Raw genomic sequence first — 17,757 nt, 5'->3', positions numbered from 1 at the left:
GTTATAGGGGCGTGAGGTAGGGATTTCAATCTTCTGACAGTATATGTGTGTAAAGGTTAGCGGTGATCGATGATAAATGCGAAAAGGCCCGCATTTTGCGGGCCAGATAAGGGGAAGGTGCTGCTATCAAGCCAATTGCTGCCGGTACTTCTTATCCAGACGCCCGCTAACCCCCACCAGCAGCAGAGCCACCAGCACGATCAGCGCACCAATCCACGGCGTTTGCGCCAGGCCCAGCGTGGATACGGTCTGACCGCCGATGACCGAGCCCAGAGCAATACCCACGTTGAAAGCTGCGATGTTCAGCCCGGAAGCGACATCTACCGCATTCGGCGTGTACTGTTCGGCTTTCTGCACCACGTAAACCTGCAGCCCCGGTACGTTACCGAAGGCGAATACGCCCATCACCACCACCGTCATCAGCGCTGCGATGCTATGGCTGGCGGTGAACTGGAACACCAGCAGCAAAACGGCCAGCGCGGCAAAGATAAAGCTGAGGGCACGGACGGCACCATGGCGGTCGGCCAATTTTCCGCCCCAAATGTTGCCAATCGCTACCGCAATGCCGTAGGCCAGCAGGATCCAACTGACCGCGGGGGCGGAGAACCCCGCCAGTTCCTGCATCATTGGCGCCAGGAAGGTGAAGGTGGTGAATACGCCGCCGTAACCCAGCGCGGTGATGGCGTAAATCAGCAGCAGGCGTGGATGAGTCAGCACTTTAAACTGCTCGCCAATGCTGGCGCTGGCCTGATTTTTAATGTTGTTGGGTACCAGGATGACGCTGGCCACCGTGGCAATCACGCCAATAAGCGATACCGCCAGGAAGGTTTCACGCCAGCCAAAATGCTGGCCAATAAAGGTCCCCAAGGGTACCCCTGTCACCAACGCCACGGTCAGGCCGCCGAACATAATGGCGATCGCCGAGGCGGCTTTCTCTTTCGCAACCAGGCTGGTAGCGATAGTAGAGCCGATGGAGAAGAATACCCCGTGGGCCAGGCCGGTCAACAAGCGGGCCACGACCAACGACTCGTAGCTCGGCGACTGCCAGGCCAGCAGGTTGCCGAGGGTAAACAGCACCATCAGGCTGATCAGCAGCAGCTTGCGCGGTACGCGGCCGGTTAAAGCCGTCAGTACCGGCGCACCAATCGCCACGCCGATAGCATAAATGGTAACCAGCAGCCCGGCGGACGGTACTGTCACCCCCAGTTGTTCCGCGATAGTCGGGATTAGCCCGACGATCACAAACTCGGTGGTGCCGATAGCAAAGGCGCTGATGGTCAATGCAAGTAATGCGAGAGGCATCTTTTTTACTCCAAATAGCGTTCAGGTTGATGGCGACTATTATCGGTCTGTGCTTAAATGATAAAAATGCTCAAAATATCAAATGAATTTTGCCAATGGAGCAACAGTGAAAGCGAATTCCGATGAGTTGATTACTTTCGTGACCGTGGTGGAAAGCGGCAGTTTCAGCCGTGCGGCCGAACGGCTGGATCAGGCCAATTCGGTGGTTAGCCGCACCGTCAAAAAGCTGGAAACCAAGCTCGGAGTCACGCTGCTCAACCGCACGACGCGTCAGATCAGCCTGACGCAGGAAGGGGAAAACTATTTCCGCCAGGTGCAGAAGGTACTGAGTGATATGGCCGCGGCGGAGAATGCGCTGATGGAAAGCCGTCAGCGTCCACAGGGGCTGTTGCGCGTCGATGCAGCCACGCCAGTCGTGCTGCACGTATTAACGCCGCTAGTGGCGGAATTTAGGGCCCTGTACCCGGAAATGTCGCTGTCACTGGTGTCGTCAGAGAACTTTATTAACCTGATCGAGCGTAAGGTGGATATTGCCATCCGCGTCGGTGAGTTGACCGACTCCAGCCTGAAGGCACGCAAACTGATGACCAGCTATCGACGCGTGCTGGCCTCCCCTGCCTATTTGGCACAATATGGCATGCCACAAAAGGTGGAAGACTTAGCGCAACACTGCTGCATCGGTTTTAACGATCTGCCCAGTTTGAATCGTTGGCCACTGGCCTGCGCCGACGGTCGGCAGTTGGAAATCACCCCAGGCCTCACCACCAACAGTGGTGAAACTCAGCGTCACCTGTGCCTGCATGGCAACGGCATTGCCTGCCTGTCCGATTTTATGATTAGCGCAGACATCGAGCGCGGCGATCTGGTGCCTGTTTTGGTGGAGGAGACGCTGCCGGTCGCCATGCCAATCAATGCGGTGTATTACAGCGACAGTGCCGTCAGCAACCGCCTGCGCAGCTTTATCGACTTTCTCAGCAAACATCTGGGGCAATAAAAAAGGCGCCCGTCTGGGCGCCTCTCTGATGCAAAGATACGGAAAATTAATCCCAGTTCGGTGCCAGGCCTTCCGGGCTGACCAAACGGCCATTGCTTTCCAGCTTGGCAATTTCTGCCATTTCCTCACTGCTTAACGTCAACTGCTGCGCCAACAGGTTGATCGCCAGGTTTTCACGTTTGGTCGATGATGGGATCACCGCGTAACCCAGCTGCAGCGCCCAGGCCAGAATAACCTGTGCCGGAGTGGCATTGCGGCGTGCCGCAATCGCCTTGATGGTCTCATCCTTCAGCGCCTGACCATAGGCCAGCGTCATGTAGGAAGTGATGGCAATGCCGTGCAGCTGGGCAAACTCCACCACTTTGCGGTTTTGCAGGTAGGGCGAGAGCTCAATCTGGTTTGTGGCGATCTGCTCTGCCCCAACGGCGTCAATCGCTTGCTGCATTAGATCCAGAGTGAAGTTGGAAACGCCAATTTGGCGCGTCAGGCCTAATTTTTTCGCCTCCGCCAGTTCGGCCATAAACTCGGCAACAGGAACTTCGTCGTTCGGCGAAGGCCAGTGAATCAGGGTCAGATCAACATAGCCGGTTTGCAACTTGCTCAGGCTCTCTTGCAGGCTCGGGATCAGCTTGCCTTTCGCCAAATTGGCGATCCAGATCTTGGTGGTGATAAACAGCTCTTCACGCGGTACGCCGCTGGCGGCAATCGCCTGCCCCACCGCCGCTTCGTTTTCATAGATTTGCGCCGTATCGATCGCGCGGTATCCCAGCTCGAGTGCCGTAGTGACCGAGTCGATCACCACCTGTTCCTGGAGACGGAAGGTGCCTAAACCAAATGCAGGGATGCTCATAATTTTATTCTCTCATTAGGATGTTGAAGCGATATGAGAGGATTATGGCAACTGTTTTGTTGATCAAAAACGCCCTATTGTGCATAAGACTTTTGATTAGATAGCAACAATTGCCGGAGGAAAACCTCCGGCAGTGCAAGATTACGCCCAGCGGCGCAGGATCAGTGAAGTATTGATGCCGCCGAAAGCGAAGTTATTCGACTGCACAAACTCGGTATCAATCTGACGATAGCCGCCCATGATGTAGTCCAGATCGCCACAGGCGCTGTCCGGTTCGCTGAGGTTGATGGTAGGGGCGAAGCTACCTTCGCGCATCATCTCCAACGTCATCCAGGCTTCCAACGCACCACAGGCGCCCAACGTATGGCCAAAATAACTTTTCAGCGAGGAGATCGGCGTTCGATTGCCGAAAATCGCCGCCGTTGCCTGACTTTCCGCGATATCGCCACGATCGGTCGCCGTGCCGTGGGCACTGATATAGCCGATATCACCGGTTGCCAACCCGGAAGCCCTCAGCGCCTGCTGCATGCAAATCTGCATGGTTTCCTGCTGCGGCTGAGTGATATGTGCCGCATCACAGTTGGTGGCAAAGCTGATAACCTCGCCGTAAATGGTCGCACCACGCGCCTGTGCATGTTCCAGTGACTCCAGGATCAGCGTTCCTGCCCCTTCGCCAATCACTAATCCATCTCGCTGACGGTCAAACGGCCGTGGCGAAAACTCGGGGCGATCGTTCTGCTGGCTGGTTGCAAACAGCGTATCGAACACCGCCGCTTCCGAAGGGCACAGCTCTTCGGCCCCGCCGGCCACCATCACCGTCTGATACCCGTGGCGGATACTCTCATAGGCATAACCAATCGCCTGACTGCCGGAGGTGCAGGCACTGGATGTCGGGATCACCCGGCCTCGCAGGCCGAAGAACAGGCCAGTGTTTACCGCCGCGGTATGAGGCATCATCTGCACATAGGTGGTGCCGGTAATATTGCCGGTGTGCTTCTCGGTGAGCATGGTGGCGAATTCACTGACCGGCTTGGTGCTGCCGGTCGAAGAACCGTAGGCGATACCGGTCTCACCGTTAGTCAGTACCTTCTCGCCCAGCAACCCGGCCTGTTCGAGCGCCAGTTCCGTCGCTCGAGTCGCCAACAGCGAAACACGGCCCATGGAACGAATACGCTTGCGCGTATAGTGATCAGGCAGTACGAAATTATCGATAGGGGCACCGAGGTGGGTGTTCAACCCCTGGTATTCTTCCCATTGCGTCATGTAACGCACCGCATTCTTGCCCTGCTTCAACCGGCTGGATACCTCTGCCCAGCTATTGCCGAACGCCGTAACGCCCGCCATGCCGGTGACGACCACTCGTTGCGTCATACCATTCCTCCATTAATGGAAATGACCTGCCGCGTTACATAGCCGGCGATATCCGACATCAGGTAGCTGGCCAACCCCGCCACCTCTTCCGCCGACCCCATACGCTTAAGCGGGATTGCCCGCATCGCTTCATCCAGCGCCGCCGGCTCGATGTCGATCATGCCAGTGTCAATCAAACCCGGGGCGATGCAGTTAACGGTAATTTTGCGTTTCGCCAGTTCGATAGCCAACGCCTTACAGGCACCGATCACACCTGCCTTGGCCGCACTGTAGTTTACCTGTCCACGGTTGCCCATGACGCCCGACACCGACGACAACGCGATGATCCGCCCGCCTTTGCGCAGGCCAATCATTGGCATGACACAGGGGTGAAGCACGTTGTAGAAGCTGTCGAGATTGGTATGGATCACCCCATCCCAATCCTCCTCGCTTAACGCCGGGAAAGCGCCGTCGCGGGTGATCCCTGCATTATTCACCACGCCGTAGTAGGCGCCGTGGGTTTCAATATCCTGCTCCAACACCTCACGGCACTGCATGCGGTTGCTGATATCAAACTGCATCAATCGCCCTTGCCCGCCGGCACTGACAATTTGCTGCAAGGTGTGTTCTGCCCCGGTCTTATCGCTGTGGTAGTGGACTACAATCAAAAAGCCATCCGCAGCCAGGCGGCAGGCTATGGCCTGACCGATCCCTTTACTGGCGCCGGTGACTAAAACGGAACGCATCATGCGTCTCCCCTTAAGGTCGTCAATTGAATAATTTCTTGTTGATCAGGTTGATAGGTGTTCAACCTGCCCTGTGCGATCGGCACATTATCGATACTGATTTCACACTCAAAACTGGCTAATTTCTCGTCTTTCAACAACTGTTGCACGCTAACCACCAGCTCGCTGCCGGCAGGAAAAGCGGGCAACTCACAGTGAATGGCCCGCCCGCCAAGCAGCATACCCAGCTGCGGCGGCTTGGCACTCTGGCGACCGTGCCAGCCACTCCAAACCCCAATCGCCTGCGCCATCAGCTCAATGCCGTACCAACCAAGAAGTGCCCCCTGCTCGTCGAGAAACGGCGCCAGCACGCTATTCGCACTGACGTTGACCGCGCAGCGTGCATGCTCTTCACCCACTTCCAGCACCCGTTCCAGCAGCACCATCGGTGAGGCATGAGGTAAGTAATATTCTGCCGTCCGGTAAGCATTCATGGAGCATCTCCCAACAGCAAACAGGCATTGTTGCCGCCGAAGGCAAATGAATTGGAGAGGATAGCGCGCGCTCCCAACGTCTGGGGCTCACACACCAGACCGATCGGCGCCAGTTCGGCATCGCGGGGAACTGCACTGAAATCTTGCTGCGGCAGCGGCAATGACTGGGTCAACAACAGCCAGCTCAGCGCTGCTTCCACCGCTCCAGCCGCCCCCAGCGTATGGCCGGTAAGATGCTTGGTTGAACTGCACGGCGTTTGTTCGCCAAACAGGCGATTCACCACCAGGGCTTCAACCTGATCGTTAAGCCGCGTGGCCGTGCCGTGCAAATTAATATAACCAACTTGGTCGGTACTCAAACCGGCCTGCTGCAATGCCATGGTCATTGCACGCTCGGCGCCTTCACCGGCTGGATGCGGTGCCGACATGTGCCAGGCATCCGAAGATTCGCCAACGCCCAACAACGCCACCGGCGCAGGTTCCCGCGTCAACAGCATTAACGCCGCCGCCTCGCCGATATTAATCCCGCTGCGTCCTGTTGCAAAAGGCGTGCAGCGCTCCGCGGACAGTGACTCCAGGCTGTGGAAACCGTTAATCGGCATTTGGCACAGGCTGTCTGCCCCGCCTACAATCGCCGCGTCCACTAACCCGGCGTCAATCAGACGTTTACCGCTGATGATGGCGCGTGCGCTTGAGGAGCATGCCGTCGACAGGGTATAGGCCGGACCGCGGGTCGAGAGAAAAGCGCTGAGAAACTGGCTCGGATCGCCCAGCTCCTGCTGGTGATAATGGTAACCCGGTGGCCACTGCCCCGCCTGATACTGTTGCAGCGCCAGTTCGCCTTCGTGAATGCCGGAAGTGCTGGTGCCCATAATCACCGCGACACGATCGGCGCCGTAACGGGCAATGGCCTCGCGTACCGGCGTCTCGATCTGCGCAAAAGCGGCCAACAGCAGGCGATTATTGCGAGAATTATGCCGCTTGAGCGACTCGGGGATCACCGGTAAATCCCCCTGTACGTTGCCAAACCAGGATGGCGCGCCGCCCGTCAGCCACTGCGTCTGCTGCTGCATGCCGGGCGAAATACCACGCGCCAGGTTTTGCGCGATCTGCGGCAGATCGTTGCCCAGCGCATTCACCATCCCTACGGCGGAGAAATAGATCATTATTCGTTCCCCAGCGTTTGAATGATGATGCGGTAATGGAAGGCAGATTGCGCGATCGACACCGGTTCTCGCCTTCCGTCCATCTGCTGGTAACGGATTTCATTGATCACCGCCCCATGCTCGTCATACAAGCGACGCACCAGCGCCTGGTCTTCCAGTCGCCACCCTGCTGGCAGCAAGGGTTGCCAGTCCTTCACCGGCCAGTAGCTCAACATGATATCCGCCAGCACCTGGCTGGCTGGCGGCAGTTCCCCCACCTTGATCAATTGTTCGGTGTGGATCCCCTGACGATCGTAGGTCAGGTTAAACAGACGGATACCGAGCGGCGACATGCCCACCAGTTGCAAGTGCTGACCGTCGGCATTGAGCAGCACCAGCATCGAGTGCTGTTGCCCTTTGACTTCGGCGGTCAGCAACTGTTGCTGATTAATCGGCTGAGCCAGCGCAGGAGGTGGTAAGGTCACCTGCGTACCGGGTTTTAGCCACGCCTGCGGCAGCGTCGGATCCTGCGAACCGGCACAGCCGGCCAGCACGACAATCCACATTAACAGCACCATTCGTAAGCCGCGCATCAGGCTTTCCCTCTTTTTCTTTTCGATACTAACGTCAGCGGTGCCAATAAAAATGCCACGGCAATTCCGCTGCTCAATACGATACCAAAACTACTGATGGCCTGAGTGTGGCTCAGTACCAGCATGCCGAACGTCAGTTGGGTGGTGAATACCGCCATAAAAATGGCGAACATCGAGGTGGTCGGCGTGCCCCGGGGATTGGTAAAGAACAACGTATAGTTGATGCCGATCCCCAAAACCAGCACCAGCGCCAACAGTGAAAACAGATTTAGCGTATGGCCACTCAGTGCCAATACCGCAATACCGCTTCCCAGTGACAGTAGCGTCGGCACCATGCAGCGCAAGCCATGACGCAGACCAAAACGCCACAGGTAAATCAGCGCAATCGCTGCAACCGACAATGCCAACAGATAAGAAAGATACAGGCGATATTGACCAAACAGGTCACTGAACTCGGTTTTCCGATCGATCCAACCGGTACCGGGAACCTGCTCCGCCAGTGTCTTCATCATCGCACTGTTCTTCACGCCGTTAACGGGCACCAGCGCCGCACTGCGCCCATCGGGCAACGTCAGCCACAGCAGACGCCAACCCTCGCTAACCACGCTGCCCAGCCACTGCTGCGGGCTCACCCATTCAGGCGTTAAATCTGGTGTACTCAGTACCAACTCTGCCTGCTGCAGGTTGTTCATCACCTGCGGCGCAACGCGCTGCAATAAAGCGATGTTTTCTTGCTGGCGTTGGAAAGAAGGCAGAGGCAGCAGGCGATAATCCGCCAGCACGCCTTGCCGTTTGGCCTCAGCCAGTTTGGGTTGCAACAACTCGATACGTTGCAACAGCTGCTCGGCATTGGCGCCGTAGACCACCAGCCACTTCTGATCGTTATGTTGGCCCGTCAGTGCGGCGATACGCTGCTCCTGCTGCTGTAACGCCACAGGTAATGCCTGCAGTTGGCCAATGTCGTCATCTACCTTCAACTGGCTGAACCCCGCGACCACCAGCAACAGCACCGCGCCGGGCAACCCATAACGCAACAGCGGCCGATGGCGCCAGGCATGCAGCCAATTCAGGATCAGCGTTAACCCCGGCGCTGGGCGTACCGGCAACCGTCGCGACAATTGCGGGTACCAGCAAATAACGGTAATGCAGGCGGCGCTCAATCCGGCAGCGGCAAATACCGCCAACTGCTGCAAGCCGGGGAACGGCGCAATCAACAGCGCCAGGTAGGCCACTACGGTGGTCAGCAACGCCATCAATAATGCCGGCAACAGCTTTTGCAAACTGGCTAATGGCGTCGACTGCCGACCATGCACCATTCGCTCGGTCAGGAAATAGAGCGTGTAGTCAGCCGAAATGCCGACGATGCTGATGCTCAGCACCAGCGTCATCAAATGTATTTCGCCAAAGGCCAGCAGCGTAGCGACGGTGCCGGCCAGAGCGCCAATACCCACCGACAGCGCGCACAACAACAGCGGCAAAGGTGAGCGGAACATAAACAACACCAATAAAAACACGCCCGCCACCGACGCCAGGCCAATCGTGGAAATATCCTTTTCGGCCTGTTGGCTGGCGTAGTTGCTGTAAAACAACGTGCCGCGGCTGAGCACTTCGGCTCCCGGCCAGCGCTGCTGCAGCTGTTGCTGCAACGCTGTCAGTTTATCTACCGTTAGCCGGGCACTGCTGATGTCATAAGATGATGCGCTAAGCTCGGCGTGCAACAAATACCAACTGCGCCCCTGTGCATCACGCGCCACCAGCCACCCCTTGGACAGGCTCAGCAAGCCGCCGTTCTGTTGCTGCGCCAACTGTGAGGCACGTACCAGCATCAACGGATCGTTCGCCAGCTCTTTGCCGCTGACGCCGGCGAAAGCAGAGTAGAGCTGGCCGAGGATCCACTGGCTCTGCGCGTCTGCCCCCTGCTGCAAACGTTGCCGCGTGGCATCATCCAGCAGCACATTGCGATGCTGGTAGAAAAAACGCCCCCACTGCTGCTGACGTTGTGCATCCATAGGCCCGCCAACCCGCTGCAGCTCAGGCATCTGACGTAGCTGCTGCCACCACCAATCCACTGCGGCGTTATCCGCCCCTGGCGGCGGGCTGACGAGCCACATCAGTTGACGATCCAGGCGGCGGCTGAAGCCGTCGGCTAATTCATCCGGCACGCCAACCAGTTGCTGTTTCGGCAATAACGCCAGGACGCTGCTGTTGATTTGACTGCGCGGCAACAGCCAGCACAAGGCCGCAATCAGCAGCAGGCAAATCGCCAGCCAGCCAAATGCCAGCCGCCGATGCAGTTCAGGACGCAAAACGCTGTTGCTCCTCGTCAGTCAGCGCCTGCGGCACCGTACGTTGATTAAAGAAGCGAATATGGGTGGCGTCACTTTGCATATCGTCGATATCAATAGTTTCCAGGTACTGTTCGCCGTTGAGGGTAATGCGCTTGAACAGTTTGTCGAGCGGCGTGGTTTTCGGCGTCAGCACCAGCCGCCAGTGGTTATGCCCCAAATCGGTGAACTGCAGAGCAAAGTTTTGTTCCAGCGCCTGGCTGTCGGCATGAAACAGCGCGGTCAGCAGGTGATTGAACTGGAACATCTGCGGGTTGTTGTCCGCCGTTACCACCTGCGGCGGCTGGCCCGCCAGGGTTTGCACCATGCGTTTATCATCCAGCAGCAGGGTCAGCGGGAAAGGCTTCTGTTGCGCCCACCACAATCCTTTCTGCTGAGAAATCAACAGCTCACCGCTGGACTTTAACGGTTTTGCCATGCCGCTGATACTGCGCTGCTGCTCAAATTCGGCGCGCAGCACCGGCTGTTGGCTAAACCGCTGCTGCATCTCCGGCAGCGTTACCGCCTGCACACCCAGACTGAAGAAGGTCACAACAGCCAGCATCCAAAATTTCATTGTGCCCCCTCGATGTTATCCAACAGTACTTGCGGGGAGACAAAGCACATTTCTTTGCTGTCGGCGTCCACCGCGACCTGAATAGTATGGCCGCGGGTGGTGGTTATTCCGCTCTCTGCATCCAGAATGCGGTAGCCGATGCGCAGGCGGTTTTCATACTCTTCCAGCTCTGCGCAGACGATGATGCGCTGCTCAAACAGGACAGGCGCAATGTATTTCACCCGCGTATCTACGATCGGCCAAACATAGCCCGACGCCTGCATCTGTCGGTATCCGTAATTGAACTGTTTGAGCAAGGCTTCACGAGCGATCTCGAAATAACGGAAGTAGTTACCGTGCCAGACCACGCCCATGGCATCGGTATCATGGAAAGGGATGGTGATTTCAACCCTGACGGAGAATCGCGGATTGTCTTTAAGCTTCATGTCTCAGGCCCCTGTTGCGTTGGCGACGGTGCCGCCAACTGCCAGAAATCGAAAAAATTAAACCAGTCGAGCGGCGCCAGCAGGCAATAATGCTCCAGCCGGGCGGCATAGCGGTCCACCGCATCCTGCAACGCCTGTTGGCGCTGCTGCCGGGGTAATGACAGCGGATCGGCAAACGGTTCGAAATAAACGTTCAGACGCCCCTGCTGTTTGAGACCGAACATCAGGTATACCGGACAACGCAGCGCAGCGGCCAGAACAAAAGGCCCCTGAGGGAAAGGTGCCGATTGACCGAGAAAGCGGCTCCACACCACCCTCGGTTGCTCGCCGCGCTGATGTTTTCCGGCCGAGGTGCGATCGCCAACGATAGCCACCCACTCGCCGGCATCGAGTTTGTCCTGCAGACGCATGGCGGTTTCAGGCCCCAGTGAAGTCACCGGTATCAGGTTAAGGTTGGCGCGAGGGTTGACCTCTTTCATCACCTGATTGAAGCGCTCGGCATGCTCGGTAAACACCAGAGCATTCACCTTGACGCCAGAATTCAACTCACCCAAAGCGCGGCAAGACTCGATATCCCCCAAGTGCGAGGCCAGGATCAGCGTACCTCTGCCGGAAGCGATCTGCCGTTCACAGGCCGCGGGATCTACCAGCCGAACGTCACGAAGTTCACCACGCCAGCTCGCCAGCTTGTCGAGCATCGCATCGCCAAAACGCATAAAGTGCCGAAAGCTGTTGAGCGGCGTGGGTAATGGTTGCTGTCGATTGTGGGCAAACTGCCGCAGACGTTGCAGATAATCACGCGAAGCTTCACGTTGGGCACGCCCGGTCAGCCAGAAGTAGCCGATCACCGGATACAGCAGCCATTGAAATGCCCGGCGGCCAAACATCCGGTAGACCTGCAGCATAAGTCGGATCCCCCACAGACCATGACGCTCCTGAGTTGCTGACCAATGCTGCGCTTTCTTCGCCCGTTGGCGTTGACGCAGTAAACGCGGAATCCGCGGCAACATGCCGAAAAACAACCGGGTGTGCATCCAGGAAATACGCAAGTTATCGCGCAGCGCATCGAAATGCGAAACGCCATCGACCGGGTAAGTAACCCGCGTCGGCAAGAAACGGCTTTGCACCCCCTGCCAATACAGCCGGACCATCACTTCGGTATCGAAATCCATGCGTTTGCCAAGCGGTCGGCGCGCCGTCAACGCCAGCGTCGGCGCTACCGGGTAAACGCGGAAACCGCACATGCTGTCCTTTAATGACAGCGACAGGGTTTCGACCCACACCCAGACGTGGGTGACGTAACGCCCATACAGGCGCGCTTTGGGTACCGAGCTGTCATAGACTGGCCGGCCGGAAATCAGACAGTCCGGATGAGCGCGCGCTTCGGCAATCATTGCCGGTATATCACTCAGTTGATGCTGACCGTCGGCATCCACCTGCAAAGCATGGCTGTAGCCCTGTCGCTGAGCCAATTGCAGACCGGCGATGACCGCTGCGCCCTTCCCCTGGTTTTTTTCCAACCGCAACAGGCTAACCCAGGGCAGTTCGGCGGCCAGCCGCTGTAGCGTTTCGGCGGTGGCAGCAGCGCTGCCGTCGTCCACAACCAGGCAAGGCAGGCCATAACCCGCCAACGATGTCAGTACCGCGGCCATCATCTGCCCGTGATTAAAACAAGGGATAAGAAGACAGGGGGAAAAAGGGGCGCTTACTGACATAACGAGATCTTGCCGCTGCTGGCGATCGCCTCACCGACGCGATAGCTGAACAACAGCTTGTGTCGTTCCGGTTGCCATTCGAGTTGCAGTAACACCCTCTGCCCCGGCAGTAACGGTTGTTGAAACTTGACCACCTCGATCCCTTTGAATCCGGCCTCGATAGCCAGCAACTGACGGGCATACTGCATGACCCAGTTCAGTTGCGTGACCCCCGGCAGGATCGGATGTTGCGGAAAGTGGCCGCGAAACCAAAACAGTTCAGCGGGCAAATGCAGTTGCAGGCTGGCATGGGTGGCATCGCTCACCTGCTGTTGCAGCACCTCAGGTTGCATCATAAGAACAGCTCCTGTAGCTCAGCATAGGCGCGCTTGCCCTGCGGATTAAGCGGAATGGCATCGATAATGCGCCAACTGCGCGGCAGAGCCACCGGCTCCAGCCAGCCCCGCAGCGCCTGGTGCAGTTCACGGGTAAAAGCCCCTTCGGACAAGGTTTGTCGGCGGAGCTCGCCGTACGGAGATAGCACGACAACGGCCACCAGCAGCGTGCGCCCTCTTTGCTGCTGCGTTAGCACGGCAGCATCGGCAACCTCCGGCAAGGCCACCAGGCGACGTTCCACCTCGGTTAACGACAACCGTTTCTCTTCCAGCTTGATAATGCGGTCGGCGCGGCCATTTAACTGGAATTGTCGACCATCCGGCGCCAGTTCGATAATGTCGCTCAGCAACGTTTTACCCGTGTCAGGTATCAGGGGTGACATAACCTCAATCCGGTGGTCTGAATCCACCCTTAACCTGACGCAAGCAAACGGCTGCCACAGGGCAATGTCCCGATTTTGCCTGCGCCAGGCCAGTGAACCGGTTTCCGTGGTACCGTAGATTTCCAATGGCAATACCCCCAGCATTTGCCGGGCAAGCTGTGCTTCCACTTCGGATAACGGGCCGCCGGCGGAAAAAACCTCCACGCACTCAGCGAGCGTCAAACGATTATCCAAACGCTTGAGCCATGCCGGACTGCTGACAAACACCAAACGTCGGCCCTGATGTCGGGCAATCAACTGCTCTTGGTATTGCGTCAACTGCGCATCAAACGGCAGCCCTAAAGCCAGCGGTAGAAACAGCCGGAAGCTCAGGCCATACATATGCTGATGGGATACCGATGCGACGACGCAGCATCCTCGCAAGACGTCACCAAAAGCGGCAGCCAACAGTTCGCTTTCACGGTCCATGCAGGCGACGGATTTGCACACAGCCTGCGGTTGGCCGGTCGAGCCGGAAGTGTAAAGAATAAAACGAGGATCCTGAGGCCAGGCGGGTAGCGCGATATCCTCACAACCGCCCTCGCGCACAGCCAAAACGGGCACGCCAGGATCGAGAGGCAAATCGGTCAGTAGCGCATCGTAATCCGCTCGTTGCTCTTTGAGGATAGCTTCTCGCTGGTGACCAAAAATCACCGGCAGCCTGCCGGCATACAACGACGCCAGCAAGGCGACGGCAAAGCGATAGCTATCATCAAAGCACAGCGCCCAGCGGTGCTCTTCCCTACTCGCCAGTATCGCGGCCAATGCGGCAACGTCACGGCGAAATTGGCCGAGACAGAATAGCTGATCGCCACGCCAGGCGATCGGCACCGAATCATCGCGTTGCGTGCTGAGCCAGCGGTTCATTGGCAAACTCAGGCGTGCCGGATCCTTTTCCTGACTATCCATTCAATACCCATTAATGCCCCCATCAGCAGATAGCTGATGCCGCCGTTATACAGCGTCCAGAGTGTGATATCACCGGACAGACAGGTTGTCAGCGCTATCGCACCGTTAACAATAAAGAACCCGCACCACGCCTGAGTCACCCGGCGAGTATAAGCAATGCCGGCAGCGTCCAACTGCGGTTCCGTTATACGGGCCAATCGCTCAACCACCGTAGGCGGGGCAAACAGCGAATAGGCAAACAGCAGCAGCAGTATTGCGTTGACCAGCACCGGGTAGTACAGCAACCAGTGGCTCTGCTTTAGCGCCCAACTGGCGAGCGCCAGCAAGATGCCCACTATGGCCAAGGCTTTTCCCAGCCACATTTGTTGGCGCAGTTTCCCGCGCAACATCAGCAGGCGCAAGCTAAAGACTCCCACCAACAACGGTGCCAGGAGAGCGGTTCCCCAATGCGTCAGGCCGACCCAAACCGCCAGCGGATACAGCGACAGCACCAGCCATACTGCGCCCTGCAGCAACCGCAACATCGGGGTCAGCCAACGACTCTCCACCTTAGCCCGCAGCCTTAGCTGTCTGACTTCAGCAGTTCATCAATGGCGTCAACCACGTCTTGTACGGTTCGCACCGACTTGAACATTTCCGGTTTGATCTTTTTGCCGGTCGTTTTCTGCAGGTGCACCACCAGATCCACCGCATCGATGCTGTCTAGCTCCAGCTCTTCGTACAAACGGGACTCTGGCTTGATGTCATCGGCGTCCAGCTCGAACAGTTTGACCAGCAGCGCCTGAATTTGCAGGTAAATTTCTTGCTTATCCATGAAAACCCCTTATTGGCTACGCTGTGCAGAAACAAACTTCGCCAGCGTTTCCACGGAATAAAAGTGTTGGCGCATATCCTGGCTTTCAGCCGACAGCACCACGCCGTAACGGTTTTTTAAAGCCAGCCCCAGTTCCAATGCATCAATGGAGTCCAGACCCAGTCCATCACCAAACAGCGGCGCTTCGGCGTCAATCTCCTCCGGTGTCATACCTTCAAGATTGAGCGTATCAATGATCAATTGCTTGATTTCGGTGCTCAATAAATTCATTACGCTATTTCTCATTATTTATAGGTTCTGACTGTAAAGCGTCAGTTAAATGCTGGGTTAATCTTCTTGCCGCAAGGGCGGGCGAAACATCATTTGCATGAATGAATGCGCGGGTGTCGATCTTATCCTGAACGGTGATCCGGAATTGCGGTTTTACCGCCGGGATCTTATACCATTTGCCTTGCTTCGTCAGCATGGGGGGGTGGCAGTGGATATGCACAATGCGGATGCTACATTGACCGCGCAGCGCAATATTGGCCGCTCCTCGCTGCAGTGCCAGAGCCTTGCCTGGTGTGGTGCGGGTGCCTTCCGGGAAGATTAAGATTGTCCCCCCGGCAGCCAGCCTTTGTCCGCACTGTTCCAACAATATATCCGACTGCGCATTGGCCAGATATCCGGCGGCCTTGATCACTCCGCTGACAAACACATTGCTCAGCAAAGCCTCTTTCACTATGCAGTCGCAACGTGGCATTTGCGAAGCCAATAACACGTAATCCAACAGGCTGGGATGATTGGCGATCACCAAACAACCGCGATCTTCGCGAAAGCGCTCCGCATTGTCGAAATGGTAGTCCAGTACGCCGAAAAACCTCGTGGTAGCCAGGAAGAAACGGAAACTGTGGCGGATAGAACTTTGCGTCAGTTGGTTGCGACGAGCAGGATCACGCACTGCAAGACGCATAAGATTAAACCAAACACCGGACAATAACAGACCGCCCAGGCCAAACAACGAGAAACAAAAACCCGTAGCTATCACCCGCCAACAACGGTTAAACCATGAGGATTGTTCCGGCGTATTTTCTGCAGGCATCGCCTTTTCCATCAGCGTCCCCACACCCAGTCATGCCGTTGGCCGGGGACCGTGAATGCATCAGCGCCAAGCCAACCGCGCAAAAATGCCAGGCCCTGTGGTTCCCGACGGCTAGCCTCAACCTGCGCCGATTCAGCAACCTTGCAGTGTAACGAGCCACCGTTTTCCAGCAACAGGGCTATCGCATAAGGGAATGTATTTTCTGGCGCGAAGGGCCGATAGACATCCGGTACGGTACCGTCGAAATCAATTAATAACACCCGCTGCGCACTGCCCGTAGCTAACAAGGCCTGAGCCTCTATCATGCCCTGCTGAAAACTGTCCTCGCCGGCAGCCAACGAGGTGGTTGGCAAGGTATTCTTCGCTATAATCGTTAACCATCCCGCCGCCGTGTTATGCACCGACATGGCAAAATCCGTTGGCGATAGCGGTTGTTCCTGATGCAGATGTTGAAGAATCTTGTGCGTCCGCTCCAGCTCACCATGCCGACTGGTGAAGATCGCCATATCTGCCCGATAGTCCTTCAATAAGATCAGCCCGCTTTCTACTGCCAAACGCGTTCCGGCGCTCATTCGGCGCAGCGACATCATGGGGATATGAGAACAGGCAGGCAACGAGCCCTGATAATCGGAGGCAAGAAAGTCATCTGATGACCATTGACGCCATGCTTCACGCGTTCCACGATCGGGAGCCATTGCCCACCAACTGAGTATATTCATGTCGCCCGCCATTAATGGTATTACCGGTCAGAAAAATTCCGTGGCTAAATCTATTATATTTAATCCTGGATTGCATTCCCAAAATTCCTATTTTTAGCTGAAATGCTCGATTAACCGATTAGAGTTATTTATCGACATAACGCCGTGAGACTTGAGCGCAGAGGGAATTATCACAATGAAAAGCCGCAATATTTGTCGAAAATCTCCCGGAGGAGTATCTTATTGAGGGTAAGCATACATAACATCTCATGTATGAATATTACACATCTTAATAACGAACACTCATGGAAAAGAGTATGAAACCTTTAAAACTCATTTTAACGGGTGTATTCGCAGCGATTCTGGCCAGCGGCTGTGCAGGCACTGCGCCAGTAAAAAACGTCAGTCAAAACGTTGCAGGTAGCCACAGTAATGCGCAGGTGCGTCAGGCCATTCTCGCCGCAGGGCTTAACCGTGGTTGGATCATGAACCCAGTCAGTGACGGTGTGATCGATGGCAAGATCTTACTGCGTGGCCATAGCGCCGATATTCGTATAAATTACAATTCGAATAGTTATCAGATTAAGTATATTGCCAGCAGTAATATGGATGTCAAAGGCGGAAATATTCACCCGAATTATAACCGCTGGGTCGCCAACCTGGATAAAGATATTCAACTGGAACTGGCCCGTCAGAATATCAAATAACGATAAAGAAAAAGACTACCCGGCGAGAATAACATTGCCGGGTATATTATTCTTTATATTGGTGCACAATTCAGATAATGATTTATAAAAGCAGATTTTCACCGCATAAATCACGTAGTGATTTGGATTTTCTTGAATTTTGCATATGAAAAAGCCCTGAGTCATAGACTCAGGGCTTATCAAATAAGTGGCGGAACGGACGGGGCTCGAACCCGCGACCCCCTGCGTGACAGGCAGGTATTCTAACCAACTGAACTA

Annotated in this window: 20 protein-coding genes; 2 read left to right on the top strand and 18 right to left on the bottom strand. The window is 56.2% G+C overall.

What is annotated here, in order from left to right; genetic code table 11:
• Window positions 1-126 precede the first annotated feature (126 nt).
• Window positions 127-1,302, bottom strand: coding sequence for an MFS transporter (locus tag AC1RKC_RS21820; RefSeq protein ID WP_020825321.1), 1,176 nt, complete (start codon window positions 1,300-1,302; stop codon window positions 127-129).
• A 106-nt stretch (window positions 1,303-1,408) separates the two neighbouring features.
• Here AC1RKC_RS21820 and yafC point away from each other — a divergent pair, with 106 nt between their 5' ends.
• A complete protein-coding gene (gene yafC, locus AC1RKC_RS21815; RefSeq protein ID WP_115060016.1) occupies window positions 1,409-2,296 on the top strand; it encodes a DNA-binding transcriptional regulator YafC in 888 nt (295 codons plus the stop codon).
• A gap of 46 nt (window positions 2,297-2,342) precedes the next feature.
• Here the strand turns inward: yafC and dkgB are convergent, their stop codons facing one another.
• From dkgB to AC1RKC_RS21730, 17 genes are all read right to left on the bottom strand, one after another.
• Window positions 2,343-3,146, bottom strand: a complete 804-nt coding sequence (gene dkgB, locus AC1RKC_RS21810; protein WP_493092501.1) for a 2,5-didehydrogluconate reductase DkgB — start codon at window positions 3,144-3,146, stop codon at window positions 2,343-2,345.
• A 141-nt stretch (window positions 3,147-3,287) separates the two neighbouring features.
• Window positions 3,288-4,517 carry a beta-ketoacyl-ACP synthase gene (locus AC1RKC_RS21805; RefSeq protein WP_434678573.1) on the bottom strand — a complete coding sequence of 410 codons (1,230 nt, stop codon included), beginning with the start codon at window positions 4,515-4,517 and terminating at the stop codon, window positions 3,288-3,290.
• Entirely contained in the window at window positions 4,514-5,245 is a 732-nt protein-coding gene (locus tag AC1RKC_RS21800) for a 3-ketoacyl-ACP reductase FabG2 (RefSeq protein WP_115060019.1), read from the bottom strand. Before AC1RKC_RS21800 ends, AC1RKC_RS21805 begins: the two co-directional genes overlap by 4 nt.
• Entirely contained in the window at window positions 5,242-5,715 is a 474-nt protein-coding gene (locus tag AC1RKC_RS21795; RefSeq protein ID WP_493092500.1) for a hotdog family protein, read from the bottom strand. The genes AC1RKC_RS21800 and AC1RKC_RS21795 overlap by 4 nt, the downstream gene beginning before the upstream one ends.
• A complete protein-coding gene (locus AC1RKC_RS21790; RefSeq protein WP_261138807.1) occupies window positions 5,712-6,881 on the bottom strand; it encodes a beta-ketoacyl-[acyl-carrier-protein] synthase family protein in 1,170 nt (389 codons plus the stop codon). The genes AC1RKC_RS21795 and AC1RKC_RS21790 overlap by 4 nt, the downstream gene beginning before the upstream one ends.
• The gene (locus AC1RKC_RS21785) at window positions 6,881-7,453 is read right to left on the bottom strand and encodes a DUF3261 domain-containing protein (protein WP_261109753.1); all 573 of its coding nucleotides are present in this window, start codon (window positions 7,451-7,453) and stop codon (window positions 6,881-6,883) included. Before AC1RKC_RS21785 ends, AC1RKC_RS21790 begins: the two co-directional genes overlap by 1 nt.
• Window positions 7,453-9,759 carry an MMPL family transporter gene (locus AC1RKC_RS21780; protein ID WP_493092499.1) on the bottom strand — a complete coding sequence of 769 codons (2,307 nt, stop codon included), beginning with the start codon at window positions 9,757-9,759 and terminating at the stop codon, window positions 7,453-7,455. Before AC1RKC_RS21780 ends, AC1RKC_RS21785 begins: the two co-directional genes overlap by 1 nt.
• Window positions 9,749-10,354 carry a LolA family protein gene (locus AC1RKC_RS21775; protein WP_493092498.1) on the bottom strand — a complete coding sequence of 202 codons (606 nt, stop codon included), beginning with the start codon at window positions 10,352-10,354 and terminating at the stop codon, window positions 9,749-9,751. The genes AC1RKC_RS21780 and AC1RKC_RS21775 overlap by 11 nt, the downstream gene beginning before the upstream one ends.
• Window positions 10,351-10,779, bottom strand: a complete 429-nt coding sequence (locus AC1RKC_RS21770; RefSeq protein ID WP_046374459.1) for an acyl-CoA thioesterase — start codon at window positions 10,777-10,779, stop codon at window positions 10,351-10,353. Before AC1RKC_RS21770 ends, AC1RKC_RS21775 begins: the two co-directional genes overlap by 4 nt.
• Window positions 10,776-12,494, bottom strand: coding sequence for a glycosyltransferase family 2 protein (locus AC1RKC_RS21765; RefSeq protein WP_493092497.1), 1,719 nt, complete (start codon window positions 12,492-12,494; stop codon window positions 10,776-10,778). The genes AC1RKC_RS21770 and AC1RKC_RS21765 overlap by 4 nt, the downstream gene beginning before the upstream one ends.
• On the bottom strand, window positions 12,485-12,829 hold the full coding sequence (locus AC1RKC_RS21760; protein ID WP_020825309.1) for a 3-hydroxyacyl-ACP dehydratase FabZ family protein: 345 nt from the start codon (window positions 12,827-12,829) through the stop codon (window positions 12,485-12,487). Before AC1RKC_RS21760 ends, AC1RKC_RS21765 begins: the two co-directional genes overlap by 10 nt.
• On the bottom strand, window positions 12,826-14,199 hold the full coding sequence (locus AC1RKC_RS21755) for an AMP-binding protein (protein ID WP_337047015.1): 1,374 nt from the start codon (window positions 14,197-14,199) through the stop codon (window positions 12,826-12,828). Before AC1RKC_RS21755 ends, AC1RKC_RS21760 begins: the two co-directional genes overlap by 4 nt.
• On the bottom strand, window positions 14,166-14,723 hold the full coding sequence (locus tag AC1RKC_RS21750; RefSeq protein WP_493092551.1) for a COG4648 family protein: 558 nt from the start codon (window positions 14,721-14,723) through the stop codon (window positions 14,166-14,168). Before AC1RKC_RS21750 ends, AC1RKC_RS21755 begins: the two co-directional genes overlap by 34 nt.
• A gap of 38 nt (window positions 14,724-14,761) precedes the next feature.
• The gene (locus AC1RKC_RS21745; RefSeq protein WP_012005336.1) at window positions 14,762-15,013 is read right to left on the bottom strand and encodes an acyl carrier protein; all 252 of its coding nucleotides are present in this window, start codon (window positions 15,011-15,013) and stop codon (window positions 14,762-14,764) included.
• A gap of 9 nt (window positions 15,014-15,022) precedes the next feature.
• The gene (locus AC1RKC_RS21740; RefSeq protein WP_044548404.1) at window positions 15,023-15,283 is read right to left on the bottom strand and encodes a phosphopantetheine-binding protein; all 261 of its coding nucleotides are present in this window, start codon (window positions 15,281-15,283) and stop codon (window positions 15,023-15,025) included.
• A 4-nt stretch (window positions 15,284-15,287) separates the two neighbouring features.
• The gene (locus AC1RKC_RS21735; RefSeq protein ID WP_128864348.1) at window positions 15,288-16,106 is read right to left on the bottom strand and encodes a lysophospholipid acyltransferase family protein; all 819 of its coding nucleotides are present in this window, start codon (window positions 16,104-16,106) and stop codon (window positions 15,288-15,290) included.
• Window positions 16,106-16,825 (bottom strand): beta-ketoacyl synthase chain length factor, encoded by a 720-nt coding sequence (locus tag AC1RKC_RS21730; protein WP_115060039.1) that lies wholly within the window; start codon window positions 16,823-16,825, stop codon window positions 16,106-16,108. Before AC1RKC_RS21730 ends, AC1RKC_RS21735 begins: the two co-directional genes overlap by 1 nt.
• 284 nt (window positions 16,826-17,109) lie before the next feature.
• Here AC1RKC_RS21730 and AC1RKC_RS21725 point away from each other — a divergent pair, with 284 nt between their 5' ends.
• The gene (locus AC1RKC_RS21725; RefSeq protein WP_261134943.1) at window positions 17,110-17,499 is read left to right on the top strand and encodes a hypothetical protein; all 390 of its coding nucleotides are present in this window, start codon (window positions 17,110-17,112) and stop codon (window positions 17,497-17,499) included.
• Window positions 17,500-17,757: the final 258 nt, after the last annotated feature.

The organism is Serratia sp. GW822-FHT06E05 (assembly GCF_058799445.1).
This window is presented reverse-complemented; position numbering and strand designations above follow the sequence as displayed.